The organism is Pseudomonas sp. GW821-FHT09D08 (assembly GCF_059416305.1).
In genome coordinates this window covers 85696-103401 of record NZ_JBWKOX010000006.1, presented here as the reverse complement: position 1 = coordinate 103401, position 17706 = coordinate 85696, and the positions used below count along the sequence as shown (strand labels likewise).

The following is a 17706-nucleotide window of genomic DNA, read 5'->3' as shown; positions in this document are numbered from 1 at the left end:
CGACACATGAGTGACGCACCGCCCAAAGCGGACCAGGAATCCAGCCTGAAAATCTATTTCCGGCTGCTGGGCTATGTGAAACCGTACCTCGGCATGTTCCTGCTGAGTATCGTGGGCTTCGTGATCTTCGCTTCGACCCAGCCAATGCTCGCCGGGATTCTCAAGTACTTCGTCGATGGCTTGAGCAACCCCGATGTGGTGTTCCTGCCCAAGATCCCGTTGTTCAAGGACCTGAAGTTGCTGATGGCCGTGCCGCTGCTGATCATCCTGATCGCCGCGTGGCAGGGGCTGGGGTCGTTCCTGGGCAACTACTACCTGGCCAAGGTTTCCCTGGGGCTGGTGCATGACCTGCGGGTCCAGCTGTTCAACAAGCTGCTGGTGTTGCCTAACCGCTATTTCGATACCCACAACTCCGGGCACCTGATTTCCCGTATCACCTTCAACGTGACCATGGTCACCGGTGCGGCCACCGATGCAATCAAGGTGGTGATCCGCGAAGGCCTGACGGTGGTGTTCCTCTTCGGCTACCTGCTGTGGATGAACTGGAAGCTGACCCTGGTGATGCTGGCGATCCTGCCGCTGATCGCGATCATGGTCGGCAGCACCAGCAAGAAATTCCGCAAGCAGAGCAAGAAGATCCAGGTGGCAATGGGCGATGTGACGCACGTCGCTTCGGAAACCATCCAGGGTTACCGCGTGGTGCGCAGCTTCGGTGGCGAAAGCTACGAGGAGCGTCGCTTTGCCGCCGCCAGCCAGGGCAATACCGACAAGCAACTGCGCATGAACAAGACCGGTGCGGTCTATACGCCGATGCTGCAACTGGTGATCTACACGGCCATGGCCGCGTTGATGTTCCTGGTGCTGCTGTTGCGCGGTGAAGCCACGGCGGGTGACCTGGTGGCCTACATTACTGCGGCGGGCCTGCTGCCCAAGCCGATTCGCCAGCTGTCGGAAGTCAGCTCGACGATCCAGAAAGGCGTGGCCGGTGCCGAGAGCATCTTCGAACAACTGGATGAAGAGCCCGAAGTCGACAGCGGCACTGTGGAGCGTGATCGCGTCAGCGGGCGCCTGGACGTGCGCAACCTGAGCTTCACCTACCCGGGTACGGAGCGTGAGGTGCTCAAGAACATCAGCTTTAGCGCAGCCCCTGGGCAGATGATCGCCCTGGTCGGCCGCTCGGGCAGCGGCAAGTCGACCCTGGCCGGCCTGATCCCGCGTTTCTACCATCACGAAACCGGGGAAATCCTGCTGGACGAGGTCGAGATCGAAGACTATCGCTTGCGTAACCTGCGTCGTCACGTGGCCCAGGTGACCCAGCATGTGACCTTGTTCAACGACACCGTGGCCAACAACATCGCCTACGGCGACCTCGCGGATGCACCCCGTGCCGACATCGAGAAAGCCGCCGCCGACGCCTACGCCATGGACTTCATTTCCGAGCTGCCAAAAGGCCTGGACACCGAAGTCGGTGAAAACGGCGTGCTGCTTTCCGGTGGTCAACGTCAGCGCCTGGCGATCGCCCGGGCTCTGCTGAAAAATGCCCCGCTGCTGATCCTCGATGAGGCCACTTCGGCCCTGGATACCGAGTCCGAGCGGCATATCCAGGCTGCACTGGACAAGGTCATGAAAGGTCGCACCACCCTGGTGATTGCACACCGTTTGTCCACCATCGAGAAAGCCGACCTGATTCTGGTGATGGACCACGGTGAAATTGTCGAGCGCGGGACACATCTCGAACTGCTGGCCATGGGCGGCTATTACTCGCGCCTGCACGCCATGGGGCTGGACGAGCCGGCCACGGCAAACATCACCTGACCCGCCGGGGCGTGCAATGCGCCCCGGTGTTTGTATCCGGCCCGTTACAGGGCTTGACCAAAGCCAAATAATCCACTGCCTGTCGTTTGTTATGTTGGCCTTCTCGATTCGAATGACGAACGAGAGGGCTAACCTTCTTGCGTGGGTATTGGAATGCTGCAACATCTACTGTGGAAACTGCTGCCCAAACACCAGAGGGTGTTTCTGCTGGGGCGTTTGTCGGTGGTGGATCGTCAGGCGGTAAACAAATCCCTGTCTGGGGTCGCAACGCTCAACCCGGCTTTCGAGCGCCACCGGTGCGTGTTTATCCATGTGCCCAAATGCGCCGGCAGCAGTGTGTGCTCGGCACTTCTCGAGGGGCGCTGGCCGGGGCATTTGCCGTATTACTGGTATGAGCAGCAATTTCCCCAGCACTGCGAGCGCAGCTTCAAATTTGCGTTCGTGCGTGACCCGCTCGAGCGGGCCTACTCGGCCTACACCTATTTGCGCGGCAACGCCATGGGCCCTCGCGACCTGCAAGCCCAGGCGCTGGTTTCCAGCTACCGTGACTTCGAACATTTCGTTGCCGGCTGGCTGCACCCGGACAATCTGCGACGCCAATTGCACTTCGCTCCCCAGACCGACTTCCTGGTCGACCACATGGGTCAGATGGCCATGGACTTTCTCGGGCGCCAGGAGTCTTTGCAGCAAGACTTCCAGCACCTGTGCGAACGCCTCGGGGTGGACTCATCCCTGCCGCATCTGAATGTTTCACTGGGGCGTCGTCACGGGCCGGTCAGGGACTTTTGCTCCTCGCGCACGCGCCGATTGGTCAGGCGTGCCTATCAACGTGACTACGAGGTGTTGGGTTATGAATAGCCAGTTGCTGGCCGGCGGTTGCGCTGCCATCCGTCCCTTTGCCCTATCGCTGTCGGTGGCCGCGCGGGCGGCGCTCAAGCATCAGCAGCCCTGCTGCGTATGGCTGACGGGGCTGTCCGGGTCCGGCAAGTCGACCCTGGCCAATGCCCTGGAAGTGCAACTCAACGAGCAGGGGCGGCACACCTTCGTGCTCGATGGCGATAATTTGCGCGCGGGGCTGTGCAATGACCTGGGCATGAGCGATGCGGCGCGCAAGGAAAATATCCGGCGTATCGGCGAAGTGGCGCGCCTGATGGTGGACGCCGGCTTGATTGTCATTGTGTCGGCGATCTCGCCGTTCAGCGTCGATCGGGCGAGCGCCAGGGCGCTGTTCGGGCCGGAGCAGTTCTTTGAGATTTATGTCAGCACGCCCTTTGACGTATGCGCCCGGCGCGACCCCAAGGGCTTGTACCGTGCGGCACTGGACGGGCGCATCAAGGCCTTCACCGGGTTGGACAGCCCCTATGAGGCGCCGCTTGCGGCCGACTGCGAAATCAATACCGATGAGGTCGAGTTGGCCGAAGCCGTGGAGCAGATCCTGGCGGCACTGTTTAAAAAGTGATCAGTTTCAGTGCCTGATGCATCGCGGATAAAGCTCTCGAACTAGGCGGCGCTCACCCTGTGCTAATATCGCGCCCCTGTTCATTTTGTATGTGGGTTGCTCCATGAAGTTGTCCATGCCGCGATTCGATCAAGCCCCAGTCTTGGTGGTCGGCGATGTCATGCTCGACCGTTACTGGCATGGTGGTACCTCACGGATTTCCCCTGAGGCGCCGGTACCGGTAGTCAAGGTCGAGCAAATCGAAGACCGTCCAGGCGGCGCTGCCAACGTTGCCCTCAATATTGCCGCCCTCGGCGCCCCGGCCTCCCTGGTCGGTGTGACCGGCGACGACGAAGCCGCCGACAGCCTGGCCAACAGCCTGCGCGGCGCCGGCGTGCGCGCGCTGTTCCAGCGTATTGCCCATCAGCCGACCATCGTCAAGTTGCGGGTGATGAGCCGTCACCAGCAATTGCTGCGTATCGATTTCGAAGAACCCTTCGCCACCGACGCCCTGGCCCTCAGTGGCCAGGTCGACGCGTTGCTCGAAGGTATCAAGGTGCTGGTGTTGTCCGACTACGGCAAAGGCGCCCTGAAGAACCACCAGGAACTGATCCAGGCCGCCAAGGCGCGGAACATTCCGGTACTGGCCGATCCCAAGGGCAAGGACTTCTCGATTTATCGAGGTGCCAGCCTGATCACGCCGAACCTCAGCGAGTTCGAAGCCATCGTCGGCGGTTGCGCCGATGAGCACGACCTGGTGAGCAAAGGCGCGGCACTCATGGCCGACCTTGACCTCGGCGCCTTGCTGGTGACCCGTGGCGAGCACGGCATGACCCTGCTGCGTCCCGGTCACCCGGCGATGCACCTGCCGGCGCGTGCCCGTGAAGTGTTTGACGTCACCGGTGCCGGTGACACCGTGATTTCCACCCTGGCGGCCTCCATTGCGGCCGGCGAAGAGTTGCCCCACGCCGTAGCCCTGGCCAACCTGGCGGCGGGCATTGTGGTCGGCAAGCTGGGGACGGCCGCGATCAGCGCGCCTGAACTGCGCCGTGCGATCCAGCGCTCCGAAGGTTCGGAACGTGGTGTGCTGAGCATCGAGCAATTGCTGCTGGCGATTGACGATGCCCGTGCCCACAACGAAAGCATTGTGTTCACCAATGGCTGTTTCGACATCCTCCACGCCGGCCATGTGACCTACCTGGAGCAGGCTCGCGCCCAAGGTGATCGCCTGATCGTCGCGGTCAACGATGATGCGTCGGTCAGCCGCCTGAAAGGCCCTGGCCGGCCGATCAACAGCGTCGACCGACGCATGGCGGTATTGGCCGGGTTGGGCGCGGTGGACTGGGTGATCAGCTTCCCTGAAGCCACCCCGGAAAACCTGCTGGCCCAGGTCAAGCCGGACGTGCTGGTCAAGGGCGGCGACTACTCCGTCGACCAGGTGGTCGGTGCCGACATCGTCAGCGCCTACGGCGGCAAGGTCAAAGTGCTGGGCCTGGTTGAGAACAGCTCGACCACCGCCATTGTCGAGAAGATCCGCAACAATGAGTAAGGCTGATCCGTTGGTCCTGATCACCGGTGGCGCGGGCTTCATTGGCTCGCACCTGGTCGATGCGCTGCTTGCCAAGGGCTATGCGGTACGTGTGCTGGATAACCTGTCCACGGGCAAGCGCAGCAACCTGCCGCTGGACAACCCGCGCGTCGAATTGCTCGAGGGGGATGTCGCCGACGCCGGGATGGTGGCGCGTGCCGCTGTCGGCGCGACGGCGGTGGTGCACTTGGCGGCGGTCGCTTCGGTGCAGGCTTCGGTGGATGACCCGGTCAGCACGCACCAGAGTAATTTCGTCGGTACCCTGAATGTCTGCGAAGCCATGCGCAAAGCCGGTGTGAAGCGGGTGGTATTCGCTTCCAGCGCGGCGGTGTATGGCAACAACGGCGAAGGCGCTTCCATTGACGAAGAGACCACCAAGGCGCCGTTGACGCCCTATGCCTCGGACAAGTTGGCCGGCGAGCATTACTTCGACTTCTACCGGCGCCAGCATGGCCTGGAACCGGTGATTTTCCGCTTCTTCAATATCTTCGGCCCGCGCCAGGATCCGTCATCGCCGTACTCCGGCGTGATCAGTATCTTCAGCGAACGGGCTCAGCAAGGCCTGCCGATTACCGTGTTCGGCGATGGCGAGCAGACCCGCGACTTCATGTACGTGGAAGACCTGGTGGACGTGCTGGTGCAGGCCATCGAAGCCCCGGACGCGCCGTTGGGGGCGATCAACGTCGGCTGGAACCGCACGACTACCCTCAAGCAGGTGCTGCAGGCGCTGGAAGAGGCCATTGGTACGTTGCCTGCCGTGACTTACGGCCCGGCACGCTCGGGAGACATTCGCCATTCGCGGGCAAATAACCAGCGTTTGCTGGCCAGCTTCAAGCTGCCTGAGCCGACCCCGTTGACGGTTGGCCTGGCGCGGTTGCTCCGAGGCTGACTGTTCACCTGTAGGAGCGAGCTTGCTCGCGAAGCTCGTCAACGATAACGCAGGTATCCTGATTAAAAGCGGTGCCCTTGCGTTTTTCGCGAGCAAGCTCGCTCCTACAGTTATCGAAGCCAGCCCTCAGCGGCTGGTTTTTTTCTTTGGCACGATCTTGCGCAGCATCTGGCGCGCCTTGCCGGTCAAGCGCTTCAATTTCGATTCTTTCTCAGGCTCCGCCAGGCCTTGCTGCCGCAGCCAATCCTTCCAGCGAATGCGTTCGTCGCGCACCAGCCAACCTTCCTGCTGGGCGAAGCTTTCCGCCAGGTACAGACCGCGGGTGCTGGCGGGGTAGAGCTGGTCTTTCTTGACGGTGTAGAGCTCGGCGAGCGGTTGGCCGTCTTTCAATGGCATCAGGTACAGGTCCGGGCGCTGGCGGTCCAGGCGTGCCACCAGCTGGTCGCCTTCAAGCCGCTCATCCACATGGAACAGGCTCAGGGATTTGGCTTCCTTCGGCACTTCCAGGCGCAAGTCATAAATCAGTTGCAGCGAAGCGGTCGGCACATGCACATAGGCCCGCGGGCGCTCGATCAGTTGGGTGGTTGCGCAGCGCACCGGGCGTGCAGCGCCTGACAAAGGGCTCAAGCGAAACGGCAAGGCTTCGCGGTAATGCAGCGCGGCGGAGTAGGGGGCCGGCAACCAGGTGTCGTTGAAGCGCCCGCCGAGCCAGCCTTCCGGGGTCTCCAGCAGGCACTCCTCGGCAATCTCCTGGATGGCGGTGTGCAGCGGCAGGTTCAGTTCATGGGCGGGCACGTAGCCGGAGATCAGCTTGAGCACCACATCGCCACGGTCCTGGCGACGCTGGCGCACCAACACCCAGTAATCCTTGTTTTGCCAGTGCAGTGTCAGGCGCACCGATACGCCGAGGTTGGCCAGTTCCAGGGCGAAGCGTTCGGCATCCGGCACGTCAACCGGCTTGCGCCGTTGCAGGGTCTGGGCGAAGTTGAGCGGCATACCCACGCTCTGGTAGCTCAGGCCTTCCGGGGTGGCTTCGACGTGCAGCGGCAGTGTCTTGAAGTTGCTGGGGTTTTTTCTTATGAGCGTTCGCGGCATGTCGGCTCCTTCTTGCGACGGGGTCGGCCGCGTCGGCGGCATCAGAGTTGACGAATGACCTTGGCAGCGGTCGCCACGTTATGGGCCAGGTGCAGCGGATTGATGGTCCCGACAATAGCACTGGCGACGCCCGTTTGCGCAAACAACAGCATGAAACTGGCGTGTATTGGATCCATTCCCGGTTCCAGGCAGACGTGGCCGCTGGCCAGCGCCTTTTTGACCAGGATGCCCTTGCCATGGGCCGCCGCATGCTCAATGACGGCTTTTTCCGCCTGTTCGTTCAGATTGTAGGTGACCATCGCGCAATCACCTTGTTCCAGAGCCCTCACGCCACCTTCGACGGTTTTGCCGGAGAAGCCGAAACCGCGAATCTTGCCCTCTTGTTTCAGCTGCGCGAGAGTCTGGTACACCTCACAGTCGTTGAGGATGTGCAGGTCGTTGCCATCGGAGTGCACCAGCACCAGATCGATAAAATCCGTTTCAAGTCGTTTCAAGCTGCGCTCGATCGACATCCGTGTATGGGCAGCGCTGAAATCATGGCGGGACAGGCCTGCTTCGAACTCCTCGCCGACCTTGCTGACAATCACCCAGTCCTTGCGCTGGCCGCGCAGCAGTGGCCCCAGGCGTTCTTCACTGCGCCCGTAGGCGGGTGCGGTATCGATCAGGTTGATGCCCAGCTGGCGGGCCTGGCGCAACAACATCCGTGCTTCGTCGTCATCGGGAATGGTGAAGCCGCTGGGGTATTTCACGCCCTGGTCGCGGCCCAGCTTGACGGTGCCGAGGCCGAGCGGCGACACCAGCAGGCCGGTGCTGCCCAAGGGGCGGTGCAGGTCGTGCAGGGTCGGCAGGCTCATGGCAACAGTTGCTCCCAGGCCGGTACGCCGATGGCGGGTTTTGGCAGGTCGGGCAAAGGCTCCGATGCGCTTGGGCGGATGCCGTCGCGTTCGAGGCTGTTGAGCACGCGATCGGCGAAATCCGGCGCCAGCGCCAGCTTGGTCGGCCAGCCCACCAGCAGGCGGCCCTCTTCGGCGACGAAGGCGTTGTCAGGCCGGCTCAGGCCCGATTGCAGGGGTTCTGCACGGTCGACCCGCAGCGTCGCCCAGCGGGTCTGGCTCATATCGATCCAGGGCAGCAGGTGCGCCAGCTCTTTCTGGGCGGTGGCGATCTGCTCTTCGGGCGCGCGTGCCACGCCGTCGGCCTCGGCAATGTCGCCGCCCAGGTACCACACCCAATTGCCATCGGCAGCCGGGTGCGTGGTGACGGTGATGCGCGGCTTGGTACCGCCGCCCAGGCAGTGGGCGTACAGCGGTTTCAGGCCTGGGCCCTTGGCGATGATCATATGCAACGGGCGTTTCTGCATGGCCGGCTGGCTCAGGCCCAGGGCGGCCAGCAGCTCAGCGGTACCGCCGCCGGCGCTCAGGACGATGCGCTGGGCGCGGATTTCGCGGTCATCGACCTTCAGGCCCACCAGGGTGTCGCCTTCGCGCAGTGGTTCGATGCGCTGCCCGGCGAGCAAGCCGTCACCGGCCAGTTGCGCCAGGCGTTCGATCACGCTGGGTACGTCCACCACCAGTTCGGCCAGGCGATAGACCTTGCCCTTGAAGCCACGGTCTTGCAGGGCCGGCGGCAGGTCGTCGCCCTTGACCTGATCGACACGGCCGCGCACGGCCTTGCTGGCAAAAAAGCTGGTGAGGTTGCCGGCGATCGTGCCTGGGGACCACAGGTAATGGGCTTGCGAGAGCACGCGCACGCCGGACAGGTCCAGCTCGCCGTCACCGGCCAGGGCTTCACGCCAGCGGCGCGGCATATCGGCAATCGCTTCGGAGGCGCCGGTGAGGGCGCCGTGCAGGGCGTATTTGGCACCGCCGTGGATAATCCCCTGGGATTTCACGCTTTGCCCGCCACCTAATGTGGCGTTTTCCACCAGCACCGTGGAAAACCCCTGGCGGCGTAGGCGCGCATTCAGCCAGAGGCCGGCAACTCCGGCGCCGACAATCAGGACGTCGGTGGAAATAACGGATGGCATGGGCGACCTCATTTCAAAACAAGGCCGCAAGTATACATCCCGCACCATGCACACCGTAGGCGCTGTCGCGCTTTAGCGAGGCGGCGAGTCCTGGATGCAATGGAGGCTCAAGTGAACACTCAATGCCCGGCAGTTTTCGAAAACAGCTGGATGACCACCACGCCCAGCACAATCAGGCCCATCCCCAGCATCGCCGGCACATCGAGCTTCTGCCCATAGATAAACAGCGCGGCAATGCTCACCATCACGATGCCCATCCCGGCCCATACCGCATAGGCCACGCCGACGGGCACGGTACGCACCACCAGGGTCAGCATCCAGAATGCCACGCCATAGCCGACGATCACCAGCAACAGCGGGATGGGAGTACTCCAGCCCTTGATGGCTTTCATGGAAACGGTAGCGATCACTTCCGAGCAGATGGCAATAGCCAGGTAGCAGTAGGCGGCGTTCATGGGTGAGTCCTCGGTGTAAAGCAATCTGATAAGGCCGGCATTCTAGAGTTTTATCAGATGGGGTAAAGTCATTACCTATCCGAAATTAAGATGGGTTGTGGGGTGAGCATGCAATGGAACCTGGAGCAGATGCGTTTGTTTGTCAGCGTCGCCGAGCAGCGTTCGTTTTCAGCGGTGGCGCGCGGGCAGCGCAAGGCGCAATCGGCAGTCAGCAACGCGATCGCGATGCTGGAGACCGACCTTGGTGTGAGCCTGTTCGACCGTAGCAGCGGCCGCCAGCCCAGCCTGACCGAAGCCGGCAGTGTGTTGCTGGAGGAGGCTCGCGAAGTGCTGCGCCAATGTGAGCGCCTCAATGGCCGGGCACTGTCACTGACCCGCGGTGAAGAAGCCTGCCTGCGCCTGGCCCAGGATGAAGCCATGTTGTTCCAGCCGGTACTCGACAGCCTTGAGGCACTGGCGGGGCGATACCCGTTGCTTGAAGTGCAACTGTCCAGCGCCGCCCAGGGCGATGTGGCGCGCAAGTTGGTGGAGCGCAAGGCCGACCTGGGCCTGTTGTTCTACCACGACCAGATCCCCGAAACCCTGGAGCGGCGAGTGGTAGGCAGCGTGGAAATGGTCACGGTGTGCGGGGTGAACCACCCGCTGGCCAAGGAGTCGTACGTGACCTGCCAGCACCTGGCCCAGTTTCGCCAGTTGTTGATGTCGACCCAGACCAGTGTCTACCCCGGCAGCGAAGCGGCCAGCCCGCTGGTGTGGCGTGCCGACAGTTTCTACGTACTGGCCGAATGGCTGATGAGTGGCTTGGGCTGGGCGTGGCTGCCACGGCATATCGTGCAGTACCCGACCTATCAACAACAGATGGTGGAATTGGACAGCGAATGGACGCCACCGGCCCTGGTGGTGGAGCTGGTCTGGCGGCGTGACGAGCACTTGGGCCCCGCCGCGCGCTTTCTCGCCAAACGTTTTGCCGAGTGCTTGCAGGCGATCGACTGAAAAAGCCGATAAACTCCGCCGCCATGAATAGAACTCTCTACAGCTGTCTGTTTTACCTGGCGCTGCCGTTGGTGGCCTTACGTCTCTGGTTGCGTGCACGCAAGGCGCCGGCCTATGCCCGGCGCGTCGGCGAGCGGTTTTCCTATGGCTTGCCGGTGATGCGACCGGGCGGGATCTGGGTGCATGCGGTGTCGGTGGGCGAGAGCATTGCCGCGGCGCCGATGATCCGCGGTTTGTTGGCGCGTTATCCACACCTGCCGGTCACCGTCACCTGCATGACGCCCACCGGTTCCGAGCGCATCCAGGCGTTGTTCGCCAACGAGCCGCGCATCCAGCATTGCTACCTGCCTTACGATTTGCCCTGTGCGGCCAAGCGTTTTCTTGATCGTGTGCAGCCCAGGCTGGCGGTGATCATGGAGACCGAGTTGTGGCCCAACCATATCCACGCCTGCGCCCGGCGCGGTATTCCGGTGGCCTTGGCCAATGCGCGGCTGTCGGCGCGTTCGGCCAAGGGCTATGCGCGTTTTGCCAGGCTGACGGCGCCGATGCTATCGGAAATGAGCCTGTTCGCGGTACAGACCGAGACCGAGGCCCAGCGTTTCCTGAGCCTGGGCGCACGCCCGGAAACCGTCGAAGTCACCGGTTCGATCAAGTTCGACCTGACCATCGATCCCGAGCTGCCGCTGCGCGCCGCCGCCCTGCGCGAGCAATGGGGCGCCGCTGAGCGCCCGGTGTGGATCGCTGCCAGTACCCACGAAGGCGAAGATGAAGTGGTGCTGGCGGCCCATCGGCAACTGCTCGAGAGCTATCCCAACGCGCTGCTGATCCTGGTGCCGCGTCATCAGGAGCGCTTCGGCCCGATGTTCGAGTTGTGCGCGCAACAAGGGTTTGCCACGGTACGTCGCTCCAGCGGCGAGCCGGTGACCGCGCAAACCTCGGTACTGCTCGGCGATACCATGGGCGAGCTGTTGTTTCTCTATGCCCTGGCGGACAGTGCCTTTGTCGGCGGCAGCCTGGTCGCGACCGGCGGGCACAACCCGCTGGAACCGGCGGCGCTGGCCAAACCGGTGATCATGGGGCCCCATGTGTTCAACTTCCTTGAAATCACCGCGATGATGCGCGAAGCGGGGGCGTTGCGAGAGGTGGAGGACGCAGAAGGGCTGGCCGAGGCCGTACGCCAGCTGTTCGAACTGCCGCAGGATGCACGCCGCATGGCGCAGGCGGGGCTCAAGGTGATGCAGGCTAACCAGGGAGCGCTTAAGCGTCTGCTGGATGGTTTGGATAGACTGATAGCTCACTGACTTACCACCGTTACCAATATAGGAGGGAACAAACCCCCTCCCACACTGGTTTCGCGGTGCGCTCAGTAGCCCGGGCGAGCCTTGAGCTGTTCGGCGGCGGCCTTGGCCAGGTCCGGCGGCAGGAAGTCGCGATCCGGGTTGTAGTCGGCCTTGAGGTAGCGCGTCAGGTCCTGCAGGTCCCCTGGGTTCAAGGTGCCCGCCGCCTGTTTCAGGCGCAGGTTGTCGAGGATGTAGTCATAGCGGCTGTTGTTGTAGTTGCGCACCGACGCGTAGAGCTGGCGCTGTGAGTCCAGCACGTCGACGATATTGCGCGTACCCACCTGGTAACCGATTTCCGTGGCTTCCACGGCACTCTGGTTGGAGATGATCGACTGGCGGCGCGCCTGGACCTGTTCCACGTCGGTGTTCACCGCGCGGTGCAGGTTGCGTGTGTTTTCCACCACCTGGCGACGCAGGCCTTCGCGTTGCTGCTCGGTCTGGCCCAGGCGCGAGTACGACTCCCGCACCTGCGAGCTGGTCAGGCCGCCGCTGTAGATCGGGATGTTCAGGCGCAGGCCGATGGTGCGCTGCTCCACATCGCCACGGTACGGCGTGCCGAAGGCATTCGGGTTGCTGAAGCCAAGGGCGTCGTTGTCACCTTTTTCATACTGTGCGACGGCGTCCAGGGTCGGCGCGTGGCCGGCCTTGCGCTGCTTGAGGGTTTCCTCGGCGGCCGTGACGGCGTAGTTGCTGGCCAGCAGGTTCAGGTTCTGGCGACCGGCGGTCTCGACCCAGGCCTTGGCGTCGTTGGGCAGCGGTGGCAACACCGGCAGCGTGTGGACAATGCCCTGGATCGAGTTGTACTGGCGGTTGGTCAGGGTAATCAGCGCTTCAAAGGCATCGTCCACCTGGCGCTGGGCCAGGATCCGGTTGGCCCGTGCAGTGTCATAGCTGGCCTGGGATTGCAGCACATCGGTCTTGTCCGACAGGCCCACGTCGAAGCGTTCGTTGGATTGATCCAGCTGGCGCTTGAAGGCATTTTCCTCGGCCTTGGTCGAGGCCAGGTTGTCCTGGGCGCGCAGCACCGCGAAGTAGTTCTCGGCGCTTTGCAGGATCAGGTTCTGTTCGGTGGCCGAGAGTTGCAGCGCCGCCTGTTCGTTGGTGGCTTCGGCGGCTTGCAGCTGGAACCAGCGATCGGCGCGGAACAGCGGCTGGCTCAGGGTCGCGCGCCAGGAGTGGGCATCGCGGTTGGCGGTGGCGGCGGGCGTGTCGATCTGGGTGCGCACGTTATTGATGTCGGCACCGCCCGACAGGTTCGGCAGCAACCCCGCGCGGGCCTGGGGCACGACTTCTTTCTGCGCGCCGTATTGGGCGCGGGCGGCGGCCAGGTCGGCGTTGTTGTCCACTGCTTCCTGATAGACGCTGACCAGGTCGGTTTTGGCGGACAAGGGCGCTTCAGCTGCCCAGACCATTCCGTTGGTCGCACAAGACACGGCGAGAGCCAGTGAGAGTTTGCGCAGCATGAGGCGATCCCTAGAGTGAATATTACGGCGATAATTTAGCGCCCAAGGCTAAGACGGGCCATTCCTGGCGTCAAGCATTGTGGCGGCAATCGAGTGTAGTGGCGCTGACTCGGCGCAACAATCCCGCAATCACGCCATTCATCACGCTGAATGCACCGCTATTGGCAATTTGCCCACGGCATGGTCTAGACTGGCCGGGTTCTTGTCGGGGTGCCTTGTTGGAAGGCTGAGATCGGTAAATACCGGATCCCGTTGAACCTGATCAGGTTAACGCCTGCGTAGGGAACAAGATTTCTCGTCCCCCGGCGAGTCCTCTTGTGCTTCGTCCGGGATGTTGTTCGACCTTCGAACAACCCTCGTGCACCAAGCACAGCACTGGTTTCAGTGCATCCGTCCGTCACAGGTTCGCTCCGACAAAAAATCCACCGCCTGGATAGTTGGAGAGCCCGTGATGAGCACAGAAATAAAAAGTACAAAACTGAAAAACACCGTGCACTTGAGTGAATCGGCCAAGGTCGACTCCGGCTCCGTGCAGCCGTTTACCCGCTCGCAAAAAATCTACGTGCAGGGCACTCGCCCGGACATTCGCGTACCCATGCGTGAAATCAGCCTGGACGTGACCCCCACCGACTTCGGCGGCGAAATCAATGCGCCCGTGGTGGTCTACGACACCTCCGGCCCGTACACCGACCCGAATGTGATCATCGACGTGCGCAAAGGCCTGGGCGATGTGCGCTCGCCGTGGATCGAAGCGCGTGGCGACACCGAGCGCCTGTCGGGCTTGAGTTCGCACTTTGGCCAACAGCGCCTGAGCGATGCCGAGCTGACCGCGCTGCGTTTTGCCCACGTGAAAAACCCGCGCCGCGCCAAGGCCGGGGCCAACGTCACCCAAATGCACTACGCGCGCAAAGGCATCATCACCGCTGAGATGGAATACGTCGCCATCCGCGAAAACATGAAGTTGGAAGAGGCCCGTGCCAGTGGTCTGCTCGACCAGCAACACGCCGGCCACAGCTTCGGCGCCAGCGTGCCGAAAATCATCACCCCTGAATTCGTGCGTGAAGAAATCGCCCGTGGCCGCGCGATCATCCCGGCCAACATCAACCACACCGAACTGGAACCGATGATCATCGGCCGTAACTTCCTGGTGAAGATCAACGGCAACATCGGCAACAGCGCCCTGGGTTCGTCCATCGAAGAAGAAGTGGCGAAACTCACCTGGGGCATTCGCTGGGGCTCGGACACGGTGATGGACCTGTCCACCGGCAAGCACATCCACGAAACCCGTGAGTGGATCATCCGCAACTCGCCGGTGCCGATCGGTACCGTGCCGATCTACCAGGCCCTGGAAAAAGTCGGCGGCGCGGCCGAAGACCTGACCTGGGAGCTATTCCGCGACACCCTGATCGAACAGGCCGAGCAGGGCGTCGACTACTTCACCATCCACGCCGGCGTGCTGCTGCGCTACGTGCCGCTGACCGCCAAGCGCGTCACCGGCATCGTGTCCCGTGGCGGTTCGATCATGGCCAAGTGGTGCCTGGCGCACCACAAAGAGAACTTCACCTACACGCATTTCGACGAAATCTGCGAAATCATGAAGGCCTATGACGTCAGCTTCTCCCTCGGTGACGGCCTGCGCCCGGGCTCGATTGCCGACGCCAACGACGCCGCGCAGTTCGGCGAACTGGAAACCCTTGGCGAGCTGACCAAGATCGCCTGGAAGCACGACGTGCAAACCATGATCGAAGGCCCCGGCCACGTGCCGATGCAGTTGATCAAGGAGAACATGGACAAGCAGCTGGAATGCTGCGACGAAGCGCCGTTCTACACCCTCGGCCCACTGACCACCGACATCGCGCCGGGCTATGACCACATCACCTCCGGCATCGGTGCGGCGATGATCGGCTGGTTCGGTTGCGCCATGCTCTGCTACGTCACGCCCAAGGAGCACCTGGGCCTGCCGAACAAGGATGACGTGAAGACCGGGATCATCACCTACAAGATCGCCGCCCATGCGGCGGACTTGGCCAAGGGGCATCCGGGCGCGCAGATCCGCGATAACGCCTTGAGCAAGGCGCGCTTCGAGTTCCGCTGGGAAGACCAGTTCAACCTCGGCCTGGACCCGGACACCGCGCGTTCGTACCACGACGAAACCCTGCCGAAGGACTCGGCCAAGGTCGCGCACTTCTGCTCCATGTGCGGGCCGAAGTTCTGCTCGATGAAAATCACCCAGGAAGTGCGCGAGTACGCGGCCAACCAGCGCATTGACGCGGTGGATGTGGACGTCGCCAAGGGCTTGGCGGAGCAGGCGGAGCGGTTCAAGCAGGAAGGCAGTCAGTTGTACAAGAAGGTCTGATCCAGAGACGGCGGTGCCTGTACCGCCGTCATCGGGAGCAAGCCCCCTCCCACCTTTGAATTGCGAACACATTCAAGTGTGGGAGGGGGCTTGTCGAGTCGTCGCGCCGCCCCGATAGCAATCTTTCAAACAAAAAATGCCCCTCAGAGATAACACCCTTGAGCATTCAACCCAGCACCTACTCCCCCGACATCGCGGTGCCTGCTGACAAGCGCGTCTTCGGCGCCCGCGACCTGTTCTCCCTGTGGTTCTCCCTCGGTATCGGCCTGATGGTCCTGCAGACCGGCGCCTTGCTCGCGCCGGGCCTGGGCTTGTCCGGTTCCTTGCTGGCGATTTTCCTCGGCACCCTGGTCGGCGTGCTGTTGCTGGCCGCCGTCGGTGTAATCGGCAGCGACACCGGCCTGTCCGCCATGGCCGCGCTCAAGCTCAGCCTCGGGGCCAAAGGCGCGAGCCTGCCGGCGTTGCTGAACCTGCTGCAACTGATCGGCTGGGGCTCGTTCGAGATCATTGTGATGCGCGATGCCGCCAGCCTGTTGGGCGTACGCGCGTTCAGCGACGGCAGCCTGTTGGCCAGTCCGTTGCTGTGGACACTGTTCTTCGGTGGTTTGGCGACCTTGCTGGCGGTCAGCGGGCCATTGACCTTCGTACGGCAGATCCTGCGCAAATGGGGGATCTGGCTGCTGCTGGCGGCCTGCCTGTGGCTGACCTGGAACCTGTTCGCCAAGGCTGACCTCGGCGCACTCCGGGCCCAGGCCGGTGACGGTTCGATGCCCTTTGCGGCGGGCTTTGATATCGCCATCGCCATGCCGCTGTCGTGGTTGCCGCTGATTGCCGATTACTCCCGCTTCGGCAAGCGCGCCAAAAACGTGTTTGGCGGTACGGCGCTGGGCTTCTTTATCGGTAATTTCTGGCTGATGAGCCTGGGCGTGGCCTACACCCTGGCGTTTGCGCCCAGCGGTGAAGTGAATGCGCTGTTGCTGGCGCTGGCCGGGGCCGGCCTGGGGATTCCGCTGCTGCTGATCCTGTTGGACGAGTCGGAAAACGCCTTTGCCGATATTCACTCGGCGGCGGTGTCCAGTGGGATGCTGTTGCGTGTGAAGGTCGAGCACCTTGCCCTGGCCATTGGTGTGATCTGCACCCTGATTGCCTGTTTTGCCCCGTTGGCGCAATACCAGAACTTCCTGTTGCTGATCGGCTCAGTGTTTGCGCCGTTGTTCGGCGTGGTGCTGGTGGATCATTTCATCCTGCGCCGTCGTGGTCATCATGGCACGCTCGCCGGCCTGCGTTGGCCGGCTCTGTTGGCCTGGCTGGGTGGCATCGGCACGTATCACCTGTTGGCCAACCTGTACCCGGACATCGGCGCAACCCTGCCGGCGCTGGTGCTGGCAGGGTTGTTGCAGTTCATCCTGGGACGGGCCTTCAGCGGCGCGCGGGCACCAGCTCAGGCTTGAGGATGCCTTCCAGGCGCGAGTAGGGGATCTGCAACTCGACATGGCCCAGGGCGTACGGCGCGATGGTGCTGGTGGGGTACTTGAGGATCACGCCCCCGTAGGTCAGCGCCACGTTTGGGGTTTTCTGGAACGGGTAGGTTTTCACGAACTCCGGTTCCAGGCTCAGGCGGGTGCTGATCAGCCAGCTGTTGTGGGCCACCTGGGCGGCTTTCCAGAACGCGTCTTCCTTGCCTGGCAGCAGCATATCGCTCAGCCACAGGGCCTTTTGCTGCTGGCGCGAATAGTTGATGAACGCGCGGCCAGGCTCGCCGTGGGTGGCGCCCTGGTCCAGGTAGCTGGACAGCTCGATGATTACCAAACCGTCATGCTGCTCCCGTACCTTGGCCTGCAAGTACATGCTGTTGCGTGGGGCGGCGGTGCCGAGGAATTGCTCGCGATAGGACTCCAGGCTCGACGGCAGCGGGTCGCCCGCGTTGGTACGGGTCATTTCCAGCAGGCGTTGCTCGATCAAGGCATCCAGCTTGGGCTCCTTGGCAAAGTGCACGGTGTCGATATTGACCAGCGGGCAATCGCTGGCGGCGCAGCCCGGCTTGCTCTGCTCGCTGGCGTCGCGGGTGGCTTCCAGCGGCGTGCGGTAGCTGGGTTGAAACAGGCTTTGGCAGGCGCCGAGGGTCAGGGCGATGCAGGCCACGGAGGCGATTTTTAAAAGCGACATGGATGTCCTTCGTCTATCGATAAGAGCGAAATTGTGCAGCTTCGACTACCAGCAAGGCAGTCAGTTCGCCACTAAGCTGATT

The 17706-nt window shown here is 62.6% G+C and carries 15 protein-coding genes and 1 riboswitch; of the genes, 9 read left to right on the top strand and 6 right to left on the bottom strand.

Features of this window, described 5'->3' with window-relative positions; all coding sequences use genetic code 11:
• The first annotated feature begins 6 nt into the window (after positions 1–6).
• The 5 genes from msbA (at position 7) to AC07OP_RS13465 (ending at position 5730) form a co-directional block, all read left to right on the top strand.
• On the top strand, positions 7–1815 hold the full coding sequence (gene msbA / locus AC07OP_RS13485) for a lipid A export permease/ATP-binding protein MsbA (RefSeq protein ID WP_065940849.1): 1809 nt from the start codon (positions 7–9) through the stop codon (positions 1813–1815).
• 153 nt (positions 1816–1968) lie between these two features.
• Positions 1969–2673, top strand: a complete 705-nt coding sequence (locus AC07OP_RS13480; RefSeq protein ID WP_495101340.1) for a sulfotransferase family 2 domain-containing protein — start codon at positions 1969–1971, stop codon at positions 2671–2673.
• Complete coding sequence (gene cysC, locus AC07OP_RS13475) at positions 2666–3274, top strand: adenylyl-sulfate kinase (RefSeq protein WP_141156587.1); 609 nt, start codon at positions 2666–2668, stop codon at positions 3272–3274. Before AC07OP_RS13480 ends, cysC begins: the two co-directional genes overlap by 8 nt.
• 103 nt (positions 3275–3377) lie before the next feature.
• Positions 3378–4802, top strand: coding sequence for a bifunctional D-glycero-beta-D-manno-heptose-7-phosphate kinase/D-glycero-beta-D-manno-heptose 1-phosphate adenylyltransferase HldE (gene hldE, locus AC07OP_RS13470; RefSeq protein WP_065925651.1), 1425 nt, complete (start codon positions 3378–3380; stop codon positions 4800–4802).
• Positions 4795–5730: an NAD-dependent epimerase/dehydratase family protein gene (locus AC07OP_RS13465; RefSeq protein ID WP_115486418.1), complete on the top strand. Its 936-nt coding sequence runs from the start codon at positions 4795–4797 to the stop codon at positions 5728–5730. Before hldE ends, AC07OP_RS13465 begins: the two co-directional genes overlap by 8 nt.
• A gap of 126 nt (positions 5731–5856) precedes the next feature.
• On the opposite strand, the gene AC07OP_RS13460 is transcribed toward AC07OP_RS13465, so the two are convergent.
• The 4 genes from AC07OP_RS13460 to AC07OP_RS13445 all read right to left on the bottom strand — a co-directional run bounded on the left by AC07OP_RS13460 (position 5857) and on the right by AC07OP_RS13445 (position 9306).
• Complete coding sequence (locus AC07OP_RS13460; protein ID WP_065940854.1) at positions 5857–6825, bottom strand: metal ABC transporter ATPase; 969 nt, start codon at positions 6823–6825, stop codon at positions 5857–5859.
• Positions 6826–6866: 41 nt separating this feature from the next.
• Complete coding sequence (locus AC07OP_RS13455) at positions 6867–7679, bottom strand: aldo/keto reductase (RefSeq protein ID WP_495101339.1); 813 nt, start codon at positions 7677–7679, stop codon at positions 6867–6869.
• Entirely contained in the window at positions 7676–8851 is a 1176-nt protein-coding gene (locus tag AC07OP_RS13450) for an NAD(P)/FAD-dependent oxidoreductase (RefSeq protein ID WP_115486416.1), read from the bottom strand. The genes AC07OP_RS13455 and AC07OP_RS13450 overlap by 4 nt, the downstream gene beginning before the upstream one ends.
• A gap of 119 nt (positions 8852–8970) precedes the next feature.
• The gene (locus AC07OP_RS13445) at positions 8971–9306 is read right to left on the bottom strand and encodes a DMT family transporter (RefSeq protein ID WP_027604927.1); all 336 of its coding nucleotides are present in this window, start codon (positions 9304–9306) and stop codon (positions 8971–8973) included.
• 102 nt (positions 9307–9408) lie between these two features.
• Between AC07OP_RS13445 and AC07OP_RS13440 the strand changes: the two genes are divergently transcribed.
• Positions 9409–10299, top strand: a complete 891-nt coding sequence (locus AC07OP_RS13440; RefSeq protein ID WP_495101338.1) for a LysR family transcriptional regulator — start codon at positions 9409–9411, stop codon at positions 10297–10299.
• A 23-nt stretch (positions 10300–10322) separates the two neighbouring features.
• Complete coding sequence (gene waaA / locus AC07OP_RS13435) at positions 10323–11600, top strand: lipid IV(A) 3-deoxy-D-manno-octulosonic acid transferase (RefSeq protein WP_495101337.1); 1278 nt, start codon at positions 10323–10325, stop codon at positions 11598–11600.
• Between the two features lie 62 nt (positions 11601–11662).
• Here the strand turns inward: waaA and AC07OP_RS13430 are convergent, their stop codons facing one another.
• Complete coding sequence (locus AC07OP_RS13430; protein ID WP_495101336.1) at positions 11663–13102, bottom strand: TolC family outer membrane protein; 1440 nt, start codon at positions 13100–13102, stop codon at positions 11663–11665.
• A 196-nt stretch (positions 13103–13298) separates the two neighbouring features.
• Positions 13299–13404: riboswitch (TPP riboswitch) on the top strand.
• Between the two features lie 149 nt (positions 13405–13553).
• Between AC07OP_RS13430 and thiC the strand changes: the two genes are divergently transcribed.
• Together thiC and cytX are read left to right on the top strand one after the other, a co-directional pair.
• On the top strand, positions 13554–15458 hold the full coding sequence (gene thiC, locus AC07OP_RS13425) for a phosphomethylpyrimidine synthase ThiC (RefSeq protein WP_027604923.1): 1905 nt from the start codon (positions 13554–13556) through the stop codon (positions 15456–15458).
• Positions 15459–15616: 158 nt separating this feature from the next.
• Positions 15617–16909: a putative hydroxymethylpyrimidine transporter CytX gene (gene cytX / locus AC07OP_RS13420; protein WP_108573631.1), complete on the top strand. Its 1293-nt coding sequence runs from the start codon at positions 15617–15619 to the stop codon at positions 16907–16909.
• Here the strand turns inward: cytX and AC07OP_RS13415 are convergent.
• Entirely contained in the window at positions 16878–17624 is a 747-nt protein-coding gene (locus AC07OP_RS13415) for an RsiV family protein (protein ID WP_027604921.1), read from the bottom strand. The genes cytX and AC07OP_RS13415 overlap by 32 nt on opposite strands.
• Between the last annotated feature and the right edge of the window lie 82 nt (positions 17625–17706).

Bases quoted from the DNA above. Each gene is read 5' to 3' on its own strand.
- msbA (WP_065940849.1), top strand. From the start codon at position 7: ATGAGTGACGCACCGCCCAAAGCGGACCAGGAATCCAGCCTGAAAATC.
- AC07OP_RS13480 (WP_495101340.1), top strand. From the start codon at position 1,969: ATGCTGCAACATCTACTGTGGAAACTGCTGCCCAAACACCAGAGGGTG.
- cysC (WP_141156587.1), top strand. From the start codon at position 2,666: ATGAATAGCCAGTTGCTGGCCGGCGGTTGCGCTGCCATCCGTCCCTTT.
- hldE (WP_065925651.1), top strand. From the start codon at position 3,378: ATGAAGTTGTCCATGCCGCGATTCGATCAAGCCCCAGTCTTGGTGGTC.
- AC07OP_RS13465 (WP_115486418.1), top strand. From the start codon at position 4,795: ATGAGTAAGGCTGATCCGTTGGTCCTGATCACCGGTGGCGCGGGCTTC.
- AC07OP_RS13460 (WP_065940854.1), bottom strand. From the start codon at position 6,825: ATGCCGCGAACGCTCATAAGAAAAAACCCCAGCAACTTCAAGACACTG.
- AC07OP_RS13455 (WP_495101339.1), bottom strand. From the start codon at position 7,679: ATGAGCCTGCCGACCCTGCACGACCTGCACCGCCCCTTGGGCAGCACC.
- AC07OP_RS13450 (WP_115486416.1), bottom strand. From the start codon at position 8,851: ATGCCATCCGTTATTTCCACCGACGTCCTGATTGTCGGCGCCGGAGTT.
- AC07OP_RS13445 (WP_027604927.1), bottom strand. From the start codon at position 9,306: ATGAACGCCGCCTACTGCTACCTGGCTATTGCCATCTGCTCGGAAGTG.
- waaA (WP_495101337.1), top strand. From the start codon at position 10,323: ATGAATAGAACTCTCTACAGCTGTCTGTTTTACCTGGCGCTGCCGTTG.
- AC07OP_RS13430 (WP_495101336.1), bottom strand. From the start codon at position 13,102: ATGCTGCGCAAACTCTCACTGGCTCTCGCCGTGTCTTGTGCGACCAAC.
- thiC (WP_027604923.1), top strand. From the start codon at position 13,554: ATGAGCACAGAAATAAAAAGTACAAAACTGAAAAACACCGTGCACTTG.
- AC07OP_RS13415 (WP_027604921.1), bottom strand. From the start codon at position 17,624: ATGTCGCTTTTAAAAATCGCCTCCGTGGCCTGCATCGCCCTGACCCTC.